The 14695-nt window shown below is 36.5% G+C and carries 11 protein-coding genes; 1 reads left to right on the top strand and 10 read right to left on the bottom strand.

The genetic code is table 11. The features are described 5' to 3' along the window. Positions 1 to 9: 9 nt before the first annotated feature. From IGI64_RS09730 to IGI64_RS09765, 8 genes are all read right to left on the bottom strand, one after another. Positions 10 to 2142: a hydantoinase/oxoprolinase family protein gene (locus IGI64_RS09730; RefSeq protein ID WP_429940327.1), complete on the bottom strand. Its 2133-nt coding sequence runs from the start codon at positions 2140 to 2142 to the stop codon at positions 10 to 12. 23 nt (positions 2143 to 2165) lie between these two features. Continuing rightward, the gene (locus IGI64_RS09735) at positions 2166 to 3446 is read right to left on the bottom strand and encodes a citrate transporter (protein ID WP_016623232.1); all 1281 of its coding nucleotides are present in this window, start codon (positions 3444 to 3446) and stop codon (positions 2166 to 2168) included. Positions 3447 to 3456: 10 nt separating this feature from the next. Then, complete coding sequence (locus IGI64_RS09740) at positions 3457 to 4866, bottom strand: FAD-dependent oxidoreductase (protein ID WP_429940328.1); 1410 nt, start codon at positions 4864 to 4866, stop codon at positions 3457 to 3459. Between the two features lie 322 nt (positions 4867 to 5188). Beyond that, on the bottom strand, positions 5189 to 6073 hold the full coding sequence (locus IGI64_RS09745) for an ROK family protein (protein ID WP_429940329.1): 885 nt from the start codon (positions 6071 to 6073) through the stop codon (positions 5189 to 5191). Then, a complete protein-coding gene (locus IGI64_RS09750; RefSeq protein WP_429940330.1) occupies positions 6054 to 7202 on the bottom strand; it encodes an MFS transporter in 1149 nt (382 codons plus the stop codon). The genes IGI64_RS09745 and IGI64_RS09750 overlap by 20 nt, the downstream gene beginning before the upstream one ends. After that, a complete protein-coding gene (locus tag IGI64_RS09755) occupies positions 7203 to 9815 on the bottom strand; it encodes a glycoside hydrolase family 38 C-terminal domain-containing protein (protein WP_429940331.1) in 2613 nt (870 codons plus the stop codon). It lies immediately after the preceding gene. Between the two features lie 2 nt (positions 9816 to 9817). Beyond that, complete coding sequence (locus IGI64_RS09760; protein WP_429940332.1) at positions 9818 to 10270, bottom strand: PTS sugar transporter subunit IIA; 453 nt, start codon at positions 10268 to 10270, stop codon at positions 9818 to 9820. 90 nt (positions 10271 to 10360) lie between these two features. Continuing rightward, a complete protein-coding gene (locus IGI64_RS09765; RefSeq protein WP_429940333.1) occupies positions 10361 to 11827 on the bottom strand; it encodes a PTS fructose transporter subunit IIC in 1467 nt (488 codons plus the stop codon). 158 nt (positions 11828 to 11985) lie between these two features. On the opposite strand from IGI64_RS09765, the gene IGI64_RS09770 reads away from it, so the two are divergent. Then, positions 11986 to 12774, top strand: a complete 789-nt coding sequence (locus IGI64_RS09770) for a MurR/RpiR family transcriptional regulator (RefSeq protein WP_429940334.1) — start codon at positions 11986 to 11988, stop codon at positions 12772 to 12774. Positions 12775 to 12833: 59 nt separating this feature from the next. On the opposite strand, the gene IGI64_RS09775 is transcribed toward IGI64_RS09770, so the two are convergent. Together IGI64_RS09775 and IGI64_RS09780 are read right to left on the bottom strand one after the other, a co-directional pair. Next, the gene (locus tag IGI64_RS09775; protein ID WP_429940335.1) at positions 12834 to 14261 is read right to left on the bottom strand and encodes a helix-turn-helix domain-containing protein; all 1428 of its coding nucleotides are present in this window, start codon (positions 14259 to 14261) and stop codon (positions 12834 to 12836) included. Continuing rightward, positions 14258 to 14689 (bottom strand): hypothetical protein, encoded by a 432-nt coding sequence (locus IGI64_RS09780; protein WP_430596456.1) that lies wholly within the window; start codon positions 14687 to 14689, stop codon positions 14258 to 14260. Before IGI64_RS09780 ends, IGI64_RS09775 begins: the two co-directional genes overlap by 4 nt. Between the last annotated feature and the right edge of the window lie 6 nt (positions 14690 to 14695).

Below are 14695 nucleotides of genomic sequence, written 5' to 3' on the forward strand. Positions count from 1 at the left end.
TTCGTCTCCTTATTTGTAAGCGACAGCAATGATTTCTTCATCTTCTGATAACGTTTCTGTTTCGACATCCATGATTGAAGTCAATTGTTCGATTGTCTGCATTCCTGTCAAATCAAGCATCTTTTCTTTATAAAATAAGAAAACTTTTGGTATGGTTGCATTTGCATCTGAATAAATCGTGTATTGATCCACAAAATCTAAGAAATCAGATGCAGTTTGTGCTTTGGAAAATTTATAATGATAGGCGTTGCTATGTTTAAAACGAACGATTCCTTCTCGGTCAACAATACAGATATTGTTTCGTTTTTGTTTGAAAAAGAATTTTCTTTTCGTGATTTCTGCATCTAGCAAATGCCAACGTCCTACATTTGCAATATGCTTCACTTGTTTTGCTTCGATACCCAGTGCCTCTGAACTTATTTTAGCTAATTCTTCTTTCGTTGCTTCTTTTGCGCCCAGATTTTTTTGACGCAACTCTGTAGCACCCGTAGCAATTGCTCGAACGATATTTCTCTGTGTATCTATTTCAATGTTGACTTCGACTGTTTCTTCATTTGCCCCCGATTGGATAATTTTTTCAATGACATCACTTCGAATTTTTTTGATATCACTTTCTGTAGGATTAGTGATTGAACGTTCGATTTGTTCTCTGACCATTGCCAAAGCAACGCCAATCGTTGAGATATAAGGTGCATTTTTTGCTAGTTTCCATTTATAATCAAATTGCTCTGCCAACGCAGGCACGACGATTGCTCCTGAACCACCGCCGCCAACAAGTGTAATAAAATTCCGATCCATCTCATATTCCTGAATAAGCTCGTCAATAACTGGCTCCAATTTTTCGACAGCTAAACGCATGACCGTTCTTGCAGCTTCTTCTGCTGTTATTCCGAGATATTCACCTAAAGTCTTCCAGGCCATCTTGGTTGATTCTGCATTTGAACGGGCGTAATCTTCTTCTGGCACATACCCTAGCAGATTTGCTGCACCAGCTAAAGTATAGGAATAAGATTGTCCCGTACTGCCTTTGATGATGACATATTCATTTGGATCGCCTTCTTTTGGTGAAACAAATTCGATTTTTGGTTTTTCCAAATTTTCAGGCTGCGTAAAACATTCATACTCCAACCCGGCAATATGAGCGCTTCGAGGACCGATATCCATGATTTTCCCATCTTTCACACGGATCATACTGCCGCCTGCAACTGCCAATGTTCGAACATCAAGTGATCGAAGATAAGTTTTATGTCCGCCGACCTGCGCATATTTGATCATGACTTTCCCGTTTTTGATTACAGAGATATCGACACTTGTGCCGCCGACTTCGAAAAAGATGCCATCGCTGACTTTCTCATACATCAAGGCTCCTGCGACACCTGCTGCCAGCCCTGAAAGCATCGTTAAAATAGGACGCTGCCGCACTTCATTGATATTCATTACGCCGCCGTCACAACGCATAATCATCAAATTAGTTTTGATTTGTGTGTCTAGTACTGCCGTTTCTGTCATATTTGCTGTCTGCATCATTTTAGGAATCAGCGAAGCATTGACTACAGCTGTTCGTGTTCTCATTTTTAAGCCGTATAATTGAGAGATCTCATGTCCGCCTGTAGAAAAAAGATGCTGTTTTTGAGCTGTCTCAATGACATGTTTTTCATTTTCTGGATCATCTACAGAATAAGCTTCGCTAGCAACGATTACTTGGCAATCTTCTTGCTTCAATTCTTGGATATTTTTTTCAATTTCTTCTGTTGTCAATTTCGCTGAATCGATAAATCGATGCTCAGAACGCAGATATTTGTTTGGTGCTAATTCGATATGCTCGATGGCTGTTTCTTTTTTTGCAGTTCGCATATCAAAGCCTGTTCCCATCCCAATAATACCGACTTTTGCAACATCACCTTCCAGCAAAGCATTTGTCGCTTGTGTCGTTCCATGTGCAATAAACACGACATCTTCAGCAGCTAGATTATTTTCCTGCAGAAGTTTATTGATGATTTTAACGATCCCCTGTGCTACACCTTCTTCATGCGTAGTCGGAATCTTTAATTTTGCAATAACCTCGTATGTTTCATTATCGATTGCCACGGCATCTGTAAATGTGCCTCCAACATCAATGCCGATCCGTATTTTTTTCCCCATAACAACTACCTACCTTCTTTTGTTCAATACAAGAAAAATGAAGCTACGATCAATCCAATAAATGTAGAAACTGTGATCCAGACAATCGTTTTCTTCAATACTTCATTCACATCGTTTTTTGTAAAATCAGAAACCCAAACATTATGAGAATTTGTCGGATCACAAACAGATTGGACATTACTGTCTAACCGCAGAGCGACCATAGCAGCAATAGGATTCATCCCGCCTGCTACAAGTAAAGAAATAATACCGCTGCCTAATCCCCAAACATTTAGCGGACCGCGATAAATCGCTAGCGGAGATAATAAACCAAAAACCAGTACAAACATCAATTGATTATGCGGGATCATCATCGCGATGGCAGGTTGTAAAATAGCTGAAACCTCAGCGGACATCACTGCATTCAAAAGCATCCCGATCCCAATCATCAATCCTGCTGCGCCGGCAACTTCTTGGATTCCTTCAACAAAAGAACTGCTGACTACATGGATTGGGTTTTTTGGTGTGCTCAAAATCAGTACTGCCAAAATTCCGACGATGATTGAAGCAACTAAAGGAACTTGGAACGCAAATACTAAAATAACGGGTATAACTGGCGAAATCAACGCAATCGTTCTCACTTGTCCGCCTTTTTTCTTTTTCACAGGCATTGCCCAGGCTTTACGCTTTTTACCGCTGAATTGAACAAAATAAATAACCATGATGACAGAAACGATAATGAGCGGTAATCCAACAAGCCATGAATAAGCAGTAACTTCTTCCAATCGCAAACCTAATACATCGATATAAACAGCCAATGTCGAAACTGAGAATGTGACTCCGATCCCATTAGCTAAAAGCAAGATGATACCACTGATCATCGGTGATAATCCTGCTGATATCATGATCGGGATAATGATTGTTCCAACTAAAATCACCATTCCTAAACCATTACTAGCTGCAAATATCACTGAACAAACAACTAAGAACGATAAAGCAATCGGCAAAGCCTTATCGCCTGCCATCTCTGCTGCTTTTTTAATAATCGTTTCCGTAATGCCGACTTTTGACAAAACTTTCCCGAAAAGCGAACCAAAAATCAAACCAGAAACCGCCGTAGACATCCGCATTGAACCTGCTTCTAAGACATCTTTCACTAATGTAAACTGATCTGGATCTTTTGAAATGATCGTAATGCCGGCAATCAAAGAAATCGCAATAGCCATAATAGGCAAAGCTAAAATCGTAGGAACCTTTCTCGTCATCATCAAACCAACCAAAACAAAAAATACAAGCAAGATGCCAATCAACTGTATCATTTCCATCTTCTTCCTCCTAAATTTCGAGATAACTGCCTTGTTCCTTTAATAAGGACTGTAATTGGCAGATATCGATTTCTTTTACATCTTTTTCCTGTTTTGCAGAAAGAGCGGCCGCCGTCCCTGCTGCTTGACCTAGTGCTGTCATCGTTGGCGTAGTACGGATAGCTGCTTGCGCCTCAAACGAAGCGGAAACGCAACGTCCAGTAACGATTAGGTTTCCCCATTCCTTTGTCAGCATGATCTCGTAAGGAATTTGATAATATTTGTCAAATACTGATTTATCAAAAGAGTCATGAGCTAATTCTTCCTTTTGGTCAACATGGACAGAAATCGTTCCTTCGCCTTTTGGATTATGGATATCGATTGGATAACCAGAATGAGCAATAACAGAAGGGAAAGATTTATTTTCAAGTACATCTTGATTCGTCAACGTATAGATGCCCTTGATTTGTCTTGTACCTCTGACACCAACACTTGGACCTGTATAAGCGATTTTCGCATCTTCAAATCCAGGAATCGAAGAAACTAAAAACGCATACAATTCTTCACACTGTTTTCTGCCAAGCATCTCTGCACGGGTCAAGCTTTCAGCAGATACTCCGCTCTCATTGATGATCCTAGAAGTATTCATGATAAATTCTCCGGAGGTATTTGTTTCAAAAAATAAAATATCCTCTCTTGGAATACTTATTCTTCCTTCTTTTTTTGCTTGATCAAATTCTTTTTCAAAACCAACAAAAGAAAGGATCTCAGTATTTTTCATCACAGATAAGTCGCGATTGAGCCGAGGGAACTTTTCTGGATCATCAAGTACAGCTTTTCTCAATTTTTCTGTATCGACATTATAAACTTTCAAATTCATCGTCATCGGCTGCATCGCTTCATCTTCTTCTCGACCTAATTGATAAGGAACCCCCGCAAGAAAAGCTAAATCGCCATCGCCTGTAGCATCAATAAAAACATGGCTTTTGATGGAAGTTACGCCATCTTTATTAGCGACAATGATTTCTTTGATTTCGCCTTCAGCTTCAATAAAATCAATCAAATACGTATGGAACAAAACGTCTGCTCCAGCTTCTGTCACCATTTCGTCGAGAACGATCTTTAATCCTTCTGCAGAAAATGGCGTAACGTAAGAAATATAATTTGTAGAATCCAACACATGACCAGGCGAATAATTTTTTTCTTTGAGACGCTGGACCATTTCTTCGCCTAAACCTTGAATCACTTGCTTTTCACCTGCAAAAAAAGTCATCATCGGACCAACACCATTTGCTGTCAACGAGCCGCCAAAATAACCATTTTGATCAATAATCAATGTTTTCGCGCCATTTCTTGCTGAAGCAATTGCCGCAAATACGCCAGACATCCCTCCGCCGATTATGACCACATCATATTGCTTTTCTAAACCTACTATCTTCAAAATCGAATCCCCTTTCTGTATCCGTTTACAAAAACTATATTACCTTAAAATCTTTTTTTGTCAATATCTATGAAAATTATTTTCAAAAACATTTTTCCAAGCCCACTCAAGTTTAAAAAAACACACGTAAAATCGTAGAAAAGAGCTTTGTAAAACTTTTTACTACTATTCGTGCTGAAAATTTTTTACAAGTGTTTGGGTATTTTTTATTAAATAAGAACCACTACTATCAATAAGCTTAAAAAACCAGAAAAATAGGGAACCTCCTTTCTGGTTTTTTAAGCTTATTGATGATTTATTTTTATACCTTTAAAAAAGACGTTCATTTTTTATTTTCATAGGTTTGCATCCAGTTAAAAACTGCTCCCATTAAATTTGCATCATTTCCATACTTTGAAAATACCACGTTAGGTTTTATTTTGTAATTTGGACGTTTTTTTAATAGTTTTTCCAATGCTTTTTTTAAATACAACGCAAACTGTTCATTCTGGCTCACTGCTCCTCCAATAACTATGATTTCTGGATCAATAACATATTGGATTGTTAAGATTCCTATAGCCAGATAATCAATCTGTTTTTGATAAAACATTTCAGTTTGTAATTCTTTTTTTGCTTCTTCCAATAATTCAACGCCGCTCGCTGCTGTTATTCCATATTTCTTTCCTCTTTCAAGTACACCTTCGAATCCAACGTGTCCGCCTAATGAATGATAGCTGCTTTCTGACACATCGTTATCTACCAGCATATACCCCAATTCTCCAGCTGATAAATGTGCGCCTTTTAAAATTTCCCCTCTTGTATAAATCGCTCCCCCAACGGCTGTTCCGATCACAAACATGACTGCGCTTTGACATTTTTTTGCTGCCCCTTGCCAAATTTCCCCTAATAAAGCACAATTCCCATCATTTTCGATTGCTATAGGCAACGAAATCCTTTCTTCCAAATCCTTTATCAACGATTGGTTAATCAAATAACTTAATGCTGAAGAACCTGTGATACGTTTGTTTTTTTGATCATATATCCCTGGCGAACTAATAGCTATCCCTTTGATTTTATTTTTTTGACTGCTTTTTAGTTGAAGCAATCGAAGCAGATCCTGATAAGTTTTCGGTGTAGGTTCTTTTCCGCTAGTCAAAAAAGCTCCTTTTTCATCTATTTCTGCATATTTTATATTTGTTCCACCGATATCAAAAGCTAAATAAGTCAATTTTCCACCTCCTGATCAAGTATAGGTACATAGCTAGTCCTATAAAACATACCATTATGAAAAACAAAAGAAGCGTCTTACTCTCTATATGATCTAGTAAAACCGCATAAATCTGCGCGAGGACTACCCCTGATAAATTTGCAAAAAACGTAAATCGAAAAACAATAGTGCCGGCCAACTTTCTGCCCACTCTGTTTTTTATGAATTCTACACACCCGAAATAAAGGAAAGCAAAACTTACACCGTGAAAAAGATAACTGAGTGTAAAAATTATTGGATGCGGGCTGACATAAGCTAAAACCCATCTGATACAGCAAAAAATGAACCCAAGAAACATCACAAAACTTGATGAATATCTTCTCACAAACCAATCTGTGGAATAAAAACCAAACATCTCAGAGATACAGGAACCGATAAACACCGCAATACTGCTGTATAAAGCAGCTTCTGTCAACTCAAGAATATAAACCTCTTGATAAAAACTATTCAACAAATAACCGAAAGAATTTGGTACAGTAATGATAAATGTACAGCAGATCAAAAGCAGATTATACGTTAGCGGAAGCTTCTTTTTAGAAGTGATTCTTGGTTCTTTTTGTTCCGGAACACTGACAGGATGATTGATATTCAAGTAAAAAAGAAGCCCATTGATAAATGCAATAAGCAGAAAAATATTGCGCATATCATTCGTAAGCATCAATAAAACTGTGATAAAAAAGCCGCTTGTTGCATAGCCTAATGATCCAAACATCCGAAATTTTCCAAATTCTTCTTTATGATAACTTGATCGAATAAGAATCGATGTTTCAAAAAAAATATCTAAACCAGTTGCCCCGATCTGATAAATAAGAAATGTGAACAGAAAGATCTCCCCTCCAGGAAGAATATAAAATAGGAGGGAGAGAACGATTCTTAGACTCAACGTGCAGCGAATCACCTTTTCTTTTAAATAACCTCGGTCTAAAAATTTTCCATATATAATAATCGAAAAGATAATCACTATTTGAATCAATGATAATAAAGATAGCCCTAACTGCTGGCTAATTCCTTTAACCGCCATCATAGGTTCATATTGGAAAATCAAAGCCGCCGATAAAAAAGAATAGAGGAACATTTGTATACGAAACATTTATTTATACCAAAGTTTGATTGTCGCAATATCATATGGTGCAATGAATTGCATTTCTTTTTCTGCTTCTTCACGACAATTGATAAAAGAATACTTTTCAAATTTTTCAAATTGTAATGTATGGATTGGCAACTCTTTTCCTGTTGGATTAGATAGACGTAAAACAAAACAGTTTTTATCATATAAAGAAGGTGAAAATGAACTATCAAATCCCTCTGTTTCAATAGACAAAAGAGAATATGAACGAACCTGTTTTTTTGTAGTAACAGCTGGTTGGATTTTGTTATCTAATCGATGGATAAATTTATTCAACAGCTGATTTTGATAACAAATAGAAGTATCGCTGTATTCTGCCCATTTTTTACTTGTCTCATACTCGTCAAACGCTCCTTCAGAAATCGAAAAAGCAAATTCAAAAATCATGTTTCCTAATAACTCCGCTTTAGGCGTCGGCATCATAACATGTCCTTTTTTCGTCGTATCTCCTGATGCGCGCCCTGGTCGGTAAGTTAGATTAGGCTTTCCTAACTGGCTTGTTGATGCAAATAAAGTCAAGTACAGGCTGCCGTTCTGCACTTGATATTCTTTGATTCCTTTACCAAAAGCAGAGAAATGATACTGTTTATTTTCCATAGAGACACTTTTATCATAAGGTTCTAAATCAATTGGATACTCTACATAATTTTGATGCCAATTAGTTATTTCTTCTGTTAAAGCATTTCTGCGAATGAAGCCAAATGGTACAGAAGCAATCGATTGATTATTTTCAATCCCAGTATTTAGTTTAACTCTCAAGCGATGACTGAGTAGTTGATTTTCAACTTCCAATGTACAACGAATCAAATCACTTTTCTTTTGTAATTGGATCGACAGACGCAGACCAAGATTTCCTAAAGCGCCTTCTTCTTTTAAGCGATCTGCTAATGTTTTAGGTAAATCAAAGGTCCCTTCTAGAATCATTTCTTCTACCAGAGAAGATTTACGAATCTGATGTTTTTTCAGTCGTAATAGGATTGGCTGATCATTCTTCAATGGTGAGAAATCATACGTATCGCCCTCATTTCCAATATCTTCAAATTGAAGAAAATCTGTGAGTTTGATTTCATTTTTGTATAAATCTAAGCAATCACCATCGACAGTTATTTTATACGTATCATTTGTGATGCTGTTAGTCATCTCATTTTCTTGCAATCCCTCTAACTCAGCTTCTTTTTCATCAATATCGCAGATGACAAAACCCATACTTGGAATCTGAACCTTTGCTAATACAAATAAACGATAATATGGGTCTTCATTGATATATTTTGGCCCTTCTGGTGTTTCTAATAATAAATTATCTTTTCCTTGGAAATATTCCTCTTTAAGAATAACTGCTTCTTCTATATTGGAAAGCGAGATATTTTTAGTTGGCGTCAAGAAATCGATTATCTTATAACCATCAAATGGTTTCGATGTCGTATTGAACACGATTACTTGTTTTTCAGATAAATCCAGCTTTTCAGAAAAACGTTTGACGATATAGTTTTCGATTCCTTCTGCAATTTCTCTTGCTTCCTTCATACGATGCAGGATGTCGTCGGCTACTGCATCAGACACACATCCTCCCATACTGTCATGTGCATGTCCTTCTAAGATTTTTTTCCAAGCAGAAATCAATAATTCATTACTGATTTTTATTCCATGGACATTCGCAATAGCCATCAGCGGTTCTACACGCTTAATCAGCATTTCCTCAATCAAGTAATTGGTACGTTTGATATCATAACGGACAGATCCAATCGATTTATGGACACGTGTTGTACATGGTTCTCTAAATTCGCCTTCATACTCAGGCAGATTTTCTTGCGTACGCAAATAAGAAAGAAAGTCTTCATAGGAACTAGGAATAAATTCATAATCTGTTTTCTCACTGATTGATTTCAATGTTTCTGGCAAATCAGGAATAATATCTAATTGGTCTCCTCCAGCTGGGATCAATAGTTCATTGGAATCGGTCAAAGATTCGATTTTTTTGACAGCTGGTAAAAGCCGTTCTTCTAAATATTCTGGTGTATCTTTCAAAAAAGCTGCTGTACCGTATCCGTCTACCAAATTCGCAGCAATGATTTCTTTTTCTCCCAATCCTTTCCATTTGAAATAAGGTCCAGAAACGTGTTTTTTAAAATTGATTCCCCGCCAAAAAACCAAGTTATCAAACCCGCAATTTTTTAGGATCGTCGGAATTTGCGCATTGAACCCAAATGTATCTGGAAGATATCCGATCTGCATTTCTTGTCCATAGCGTTTTGAATCACGTACCCCGATCATCAAGTTTCGAATAAATGATTCTTCATTAACAAAAAATGCATCTGTCTGCGTATACCAAGGCCCAATAGCTAATTGTTTATTGGCTACTAATTTTTTTATATTTTCTAATTGATCTGGATTCAAATTCAGATAATCATCCAGAATCGAGGTTTGACCATCCAAACAAAAATGTGCTTCTGGATTACGTTCTAATTCTTCAATTACTTCATCAAAACAATTGTCGCTCAGCATCCATGCATCCATTGTGGTAAAATACCATTCCCGATCCCAGTGCGTATGATTAACCACATGTACTTTCTTTTTCATAATCAAACCCCCAACTTTTCTGTAATCAACTGATAAATCATTTCACTTGTAGTTGCCGCTTTGAGTTCCTGTCTAAACGTTGTATCGATCAATGAGCGTGCAATCAACGATAAATATTTCAAGTGTTCTTTTGCAGACTGTTCTGGTATCAGCAAAACAAATGAATTCGTGATATCAGATCCATCTAAACTGTCCCAAGGTATCGGATTTGTTTTAAAAAATAATAACTTTGGGCTTTTTACTGTCTGGTCTTTACAATGAGGAATCGCGAAACCTTCTTGAAACCCTGTTGTTTGCTGTTCCTCGCGCTCTTTTAATCCCTCAAAACAAGCTTGTTCTGCTTCCACGTAACCTAATTCCCAAGCTTGGTGTGCAATCTGCTTGAATAAATCTTGCTTATTTTCTAGAGACTCTGTTGGAAAGAAAATATTTTCTTTTGAAAAAATCATTGTCATTTTGTTCCTCTCCTTTAATATATGCTTTTACCAAATAATTTTTTTTATTAATCTGCTGAAACATAGAAAATCTAAATAAAGAGCTTCTTTCTAACTCAACACTCGTTTTCTTAAGAAGAAACGATAGAAGAAAGCATTGATTAGCGAAGCAAATAAAATTGCTCCTATCCATAACAGCCATGACATATTCGGTCCGGTAGTATAGCCGACAAATGCTCCAAGCGGTGAACCGATACCGCCATAAAATTGGATACCCATAGCTGCTACTAAGGCGCCTGAAATCCCCGATGAAATCGTGTTAGCAATAATCAATGAAGGATGGGCCGCAGCAAAAGGAATCGCACCTTCTGTTACACCTACCAGCCCCATAACGATTGCTGATGAACCTAATGCTCGTTCTTCTGTAGAGAAATATTTTTTAAACAAAATCGTTGCTAGTCCTGCTCCAAGCGGCGCTACGGCGATTGCTGCCCCTGTTGCTGCTTGAGGAATCGCATTTACACCTTGCGGACCAAATTGATTCATGGTATCGACAAAAATCGCGGAAGAAACAAGCATTGCTGTTTTATTGATTGGACCGCCCATATCGACACCCATCATCCCGCCTAAAACAGCTCCGTAAATAATTGGTGCAGCAGCATAGTTGACAGTAACATTGTTGATTACATCATAAAGTGCGTTCATACCAATCGCAATCGGCTGCCCAATCAGATAATAGATCACAACAAAAGACATAAACGTTGCAATAAGCGGAATAATCAAAATTGGAACAACTGGTTTAATCAATTCAGGCCATTTGATTTTTTTCAAAAGTTTGACCAGATAACCTACACCAAAACCAACTAATATCGCACCAAGAAAACCAGCACCAGTTTCTGTGCCCAAAAAACCTGCATCATTGATAATGTATCCAGCAATAAAAGCTGGCGCTACAGCAGGTTTGTCTCCAATCGCTCGAGCAACACCTGCGGCAAAAACTGGTATCATCAATGTAAAGCCGACCTTACCTAAATCAAATAGTTTAGAAAAAAATTCACCACTTGCATTTTCAGTAAATCCCCAAACTACTAGATTGGCATCGTTTGGATCGGGATGAAAAGCAAAAGCATTTGCAATTGCTAACAGCAACCCAGCAGCAATAGTGATAGGGATCATGTCTGTTAACCCAGACATCAAATAACGGACAAATTTATTACTTGATGTTCCTATTTCCATAGAACCATTGATTTTTGTCCCTTTTCCTCCAAACACCACAGCATTTTTTTCAGCCTCGGTCAACACAGCCTTTGGATCTTTCAATACAGTATTTGTGTCGACTTCTATTAACTTTTTACCTACAAATCTGCTCTTATCGATCATGATATCTGCTGCGATCAATACTAAATCTGCCTCTTTTATTTCTTGTTCTGTCAGTTCATTTTCTGTGCCAATCGTCCCTTGCGTTTCAACCTTTGCTTCTATTCCCAACTCTTCTGCTGCTTTTTCGATTGCCGCTTGCGCCATATAAGTATGCGCGATTCCTGCCGCACATCCTGTCACACCCACTAGTTTTTTCATGGCTTCTGTTCCCCTCTCATAATTTAAAAATAAATGCTATTGAAATAAAAGCGCTTTCTTGATAGAGTATAACTTAGCAGAGAACTTATTTTCAATATGTATAGTGAATTTGGAAATTTATTCTCAAAAAGATATCATTGCAGAAAGGAATCTTAATAATGAATGATGTTATTTTACGTATTAATAAAATTTATGATGCCCTTACACATAATCAAAAAGATATTGCTGATTTTATGATCCAAAATCCAGAACTCATCTCTTCAATGACCGTAAAAGAACTTGCTATAAAAACATTCAGTGTTCCTAGCGCTATTATTAAATTCTCTAAAAAACTAGGATACAGCGGATTTCAAGAATTGAAATTCCAATTTTCAAGTGGACAAAAAATCCGTTCGAACGAGGACAAACTTCTCTATCCTTATTCGTGTGTCAATAAAGTTATTACTACTTCTGCATATAAAAAAACAGTCGATCTGCTGGCAAAAACAGGAAAAATCTATATTTTGGCTCATCAGATGTCGCAAATTCCTGCAAAAGATTTTTATTTTAAAGTACACAAAGTCTCCCCAGCAAAAATCCTCTTTTTTCAGTCCTTTGAAGAACAGTTGAGAAACATCCCTATCCTTCAAAAAAATGATGTTATCTTAATGATTTCCAATAGCGGCGAGTGTGAAGAAATCATTCAATGTCTTTCTTTTCTTCCTGAAGATTGCTGCAAAATACTGATTACTAACGGCATCCATTCAACAATCAGCAAGCATGCAGATTTAGTCATTTCTATAGGATGTCTGGAAGAAGAAGAACTTTTTTTCAAAGAAATACCTACCTATTCTAGAAATGCTCTTTTATTTTTGTTAGATCATTTATTCCTTGATATGATCCGTCCTGATTTAGAAAATAATCTAAAAACCATAAAAAATTCTAGTGAGTTCTTTATCAATCGTTAACAAAACTACCTTGAACAAGCAGCTGTATGCTCATTCAAGGTAGTTTCTTCTTTTCATATTCATGTATTCTCGATTTTTTCTTCATATTCTGCTTTTTTGATTTCCAACATTACATTCGTCAAGTTCACCCAGTCGACAGAACGAGGCGGGTCTAACCAAACGACAACATTGACAGCTTCATCATGGTAAAGATTATTTACATTTGTAATAACTATATCGGGCTGAGTAGCTGCTTCTGGATCAATTACTGAGACATTCAGATTGACATAAAATTCCAGATTTTTTTTGATGAATCGGTTATATCCTTCGCCATACGAAAAATCAATCAAAATGTTGATTGGCTTATTTACCAAATGGATAGGCATTTGTGTAATCAGCAACATCAAATAGTTGAAAAACAAAAAGACTTTCACTTTTTCCAAACGTTCAGATTCTTTACTTTTTTGATTGACGTATTCCAAGGAATGGAAATAGAACTCAGGATAGTTTTGTTTAAAAAAAGTAATATTCATCTCAAATTGCTCAAAAATATCGATTGGATAATATAACACATTGAAATGAATTTTAGACAGTTCTTCTTGCAATGTCTTTTTTATTGTTCCATTTAGTTCTGTAAATTTTTCTTCAAAGCTGGAAATAAATTGCTGATTCAACTTATTTATTTCTTCGTTGCTGTCTATGTTTACACAATTTTCTGCTAGTTTCCCATGAAGATACAGCCAAAAAATCATACTATAGGTAAAAGTTTTGGAAGCTTTTGGGTAAAAGAATTGAAATTCTTGAAAACAGATTTCGTTAAAAAAACTGGTCACACCAGCATCGATCTCTGTATTCATCTTCCCATCATTTTCAATAAAAATCGCCAAATAATGAAATAATTTTTTTTGCTCAAATGCTGTAAATACGTACTTTTCAGACAATGTTTCCATCAACTGTTTTGCTTCTCGAATCGTTCTAACTGTGTACAGTTCCTTATAAGACAAATTAGTTATAGAAAACAGATTGTACAAAAAAAGATTGATATTTTTTTGGTTGCCTGTTAGTTTTTTCTTTTCAAAAAAAATCTGATACTTTTTGAGATTTTTCTTCAACTGCTGTAATGTACTATAAGCAACAGAATAGCTCACATGATTTTTTTCAGCAAATTCTTCCATTGATCGATAGTTTCTTTTAAAAAAAGAAATAACAAGCCCCATACCAAGAGAATTCGCAATATAATGAGACAATAAAACTTTACTAGAATAATTTCCATCGATTTCCAAAGTTAGTTCGCCTTCTGAAGCAGACAAGTTGAAACTTTCTTCTAAACCTAACTGTTCAATATCTTCTTGGGTTTTCTCAATTGTCTTCTTTAAGATAAATGATGAAAACCCCATATCTTCCTGGATCTTTAAGAGAGATTCTGACAGTGTCACGCTTTTTTCCAAATATTTTAGTAAAGAATAGCAGCGTTGGTCATCTTTGTTTAAAAAAACACCGTAATTCATAAATCATCAATTCTTTCTTCTCCATAAATGGCTATCCCCGCCAAATCACTTATCAACCTCAAATAAAAAGACTCCTCCTCATTTGCTCCACCGCTCCCAATACTAGGAAAATCCGTCACACGATTTTCTTCTTCCTCATCAAAAAGATCGTCTGTTAAAATCACCTGTGCTCTTTTTTTAGGCTTCTTTTTCTTCTTTTCTTTACGTATTTTTTTGGGTTTGCTGTTTTCAATAACCTCTGATTCTTCTGTGCTTTCTTCCACGTTCTCTACTTCTTCTGACTGCTCTGTTTCAGTCGAAATCCCTCCGTCACCGTAGTTATCGCCGTCAATAGGTTGGACTTCTTGATTTGGATTTGTCGGATCATAGATTGGATTCTTTCTTTCTGCACTTGCCTCTACGCCAGAAAATTGTAGAATCGATATCAAAACAGA

Source organism: Enterococcus sp. DIV0210g (genome assembly GCF_050559705.1).
Classification (GTDB): Bacteria; Bacillota; Bacilli; order Lactobacillales; family Enterococcaceae; genus Enterococcus_B; species Enterococcus_B faecalis_A.

Coding starts and splice junctions, on each gene's coding strand:
- IGI64_RS09775 (WP_429940335.1), bottom strand. CDS start 14,261: ATGAATTACGGTGTTTTTTTAAACAAAGATGACCAACGCTGCTATTCT.
- IGI64_RS09750 (WP_429940330.1), bottom strand. CDS start 7,202: ATGTTTCGTATACAAATGTTCCTCTATTCTTTTTTATCGGCGGCTTTG.
- IGI64_RS09755 (WP_429940331.1), bottom strand. CDS start 9,815: ATGAAAAAGAAAGTACATGTGGTTAATCATACGCACTGGGATCGGGAA.
- IGI64_RS09760 (WP_429940332.1), bottom strand. CDS start 10,270: ATGACAATGATTTTTTCAAAAGAAAATATTTTCTTTCCAACAGAGTCT.
- IGI64_RS09765 (WP_429940333.1), bottom strand. CDS start 11,827: ATGAAAAAACTAGTGGGTGTGACAGGATGTGCGGCAGGAATCGCGCAT.
- IGI64_RS09730 (WP_429940327.1), bottom strand. CDS start 2,142: ATGGGGAAAAAAATACGGATCGGCATTGATGTTGGAGGCACATTTACA.
- IGI64_RS09770 (WP_429940334.1), top strand. CDS start 11,986: ATGAATGATGTTATTTTACGTATTAATAAAATTTATGATGCCCTTACA.
- IGI64_RS09735 (WP_016623232.1), bottom strand. CDS start 3,446: ATGGAAATGATACAGTTGATTGGCATCTTGCTTGTATTTTTTGTTTTG.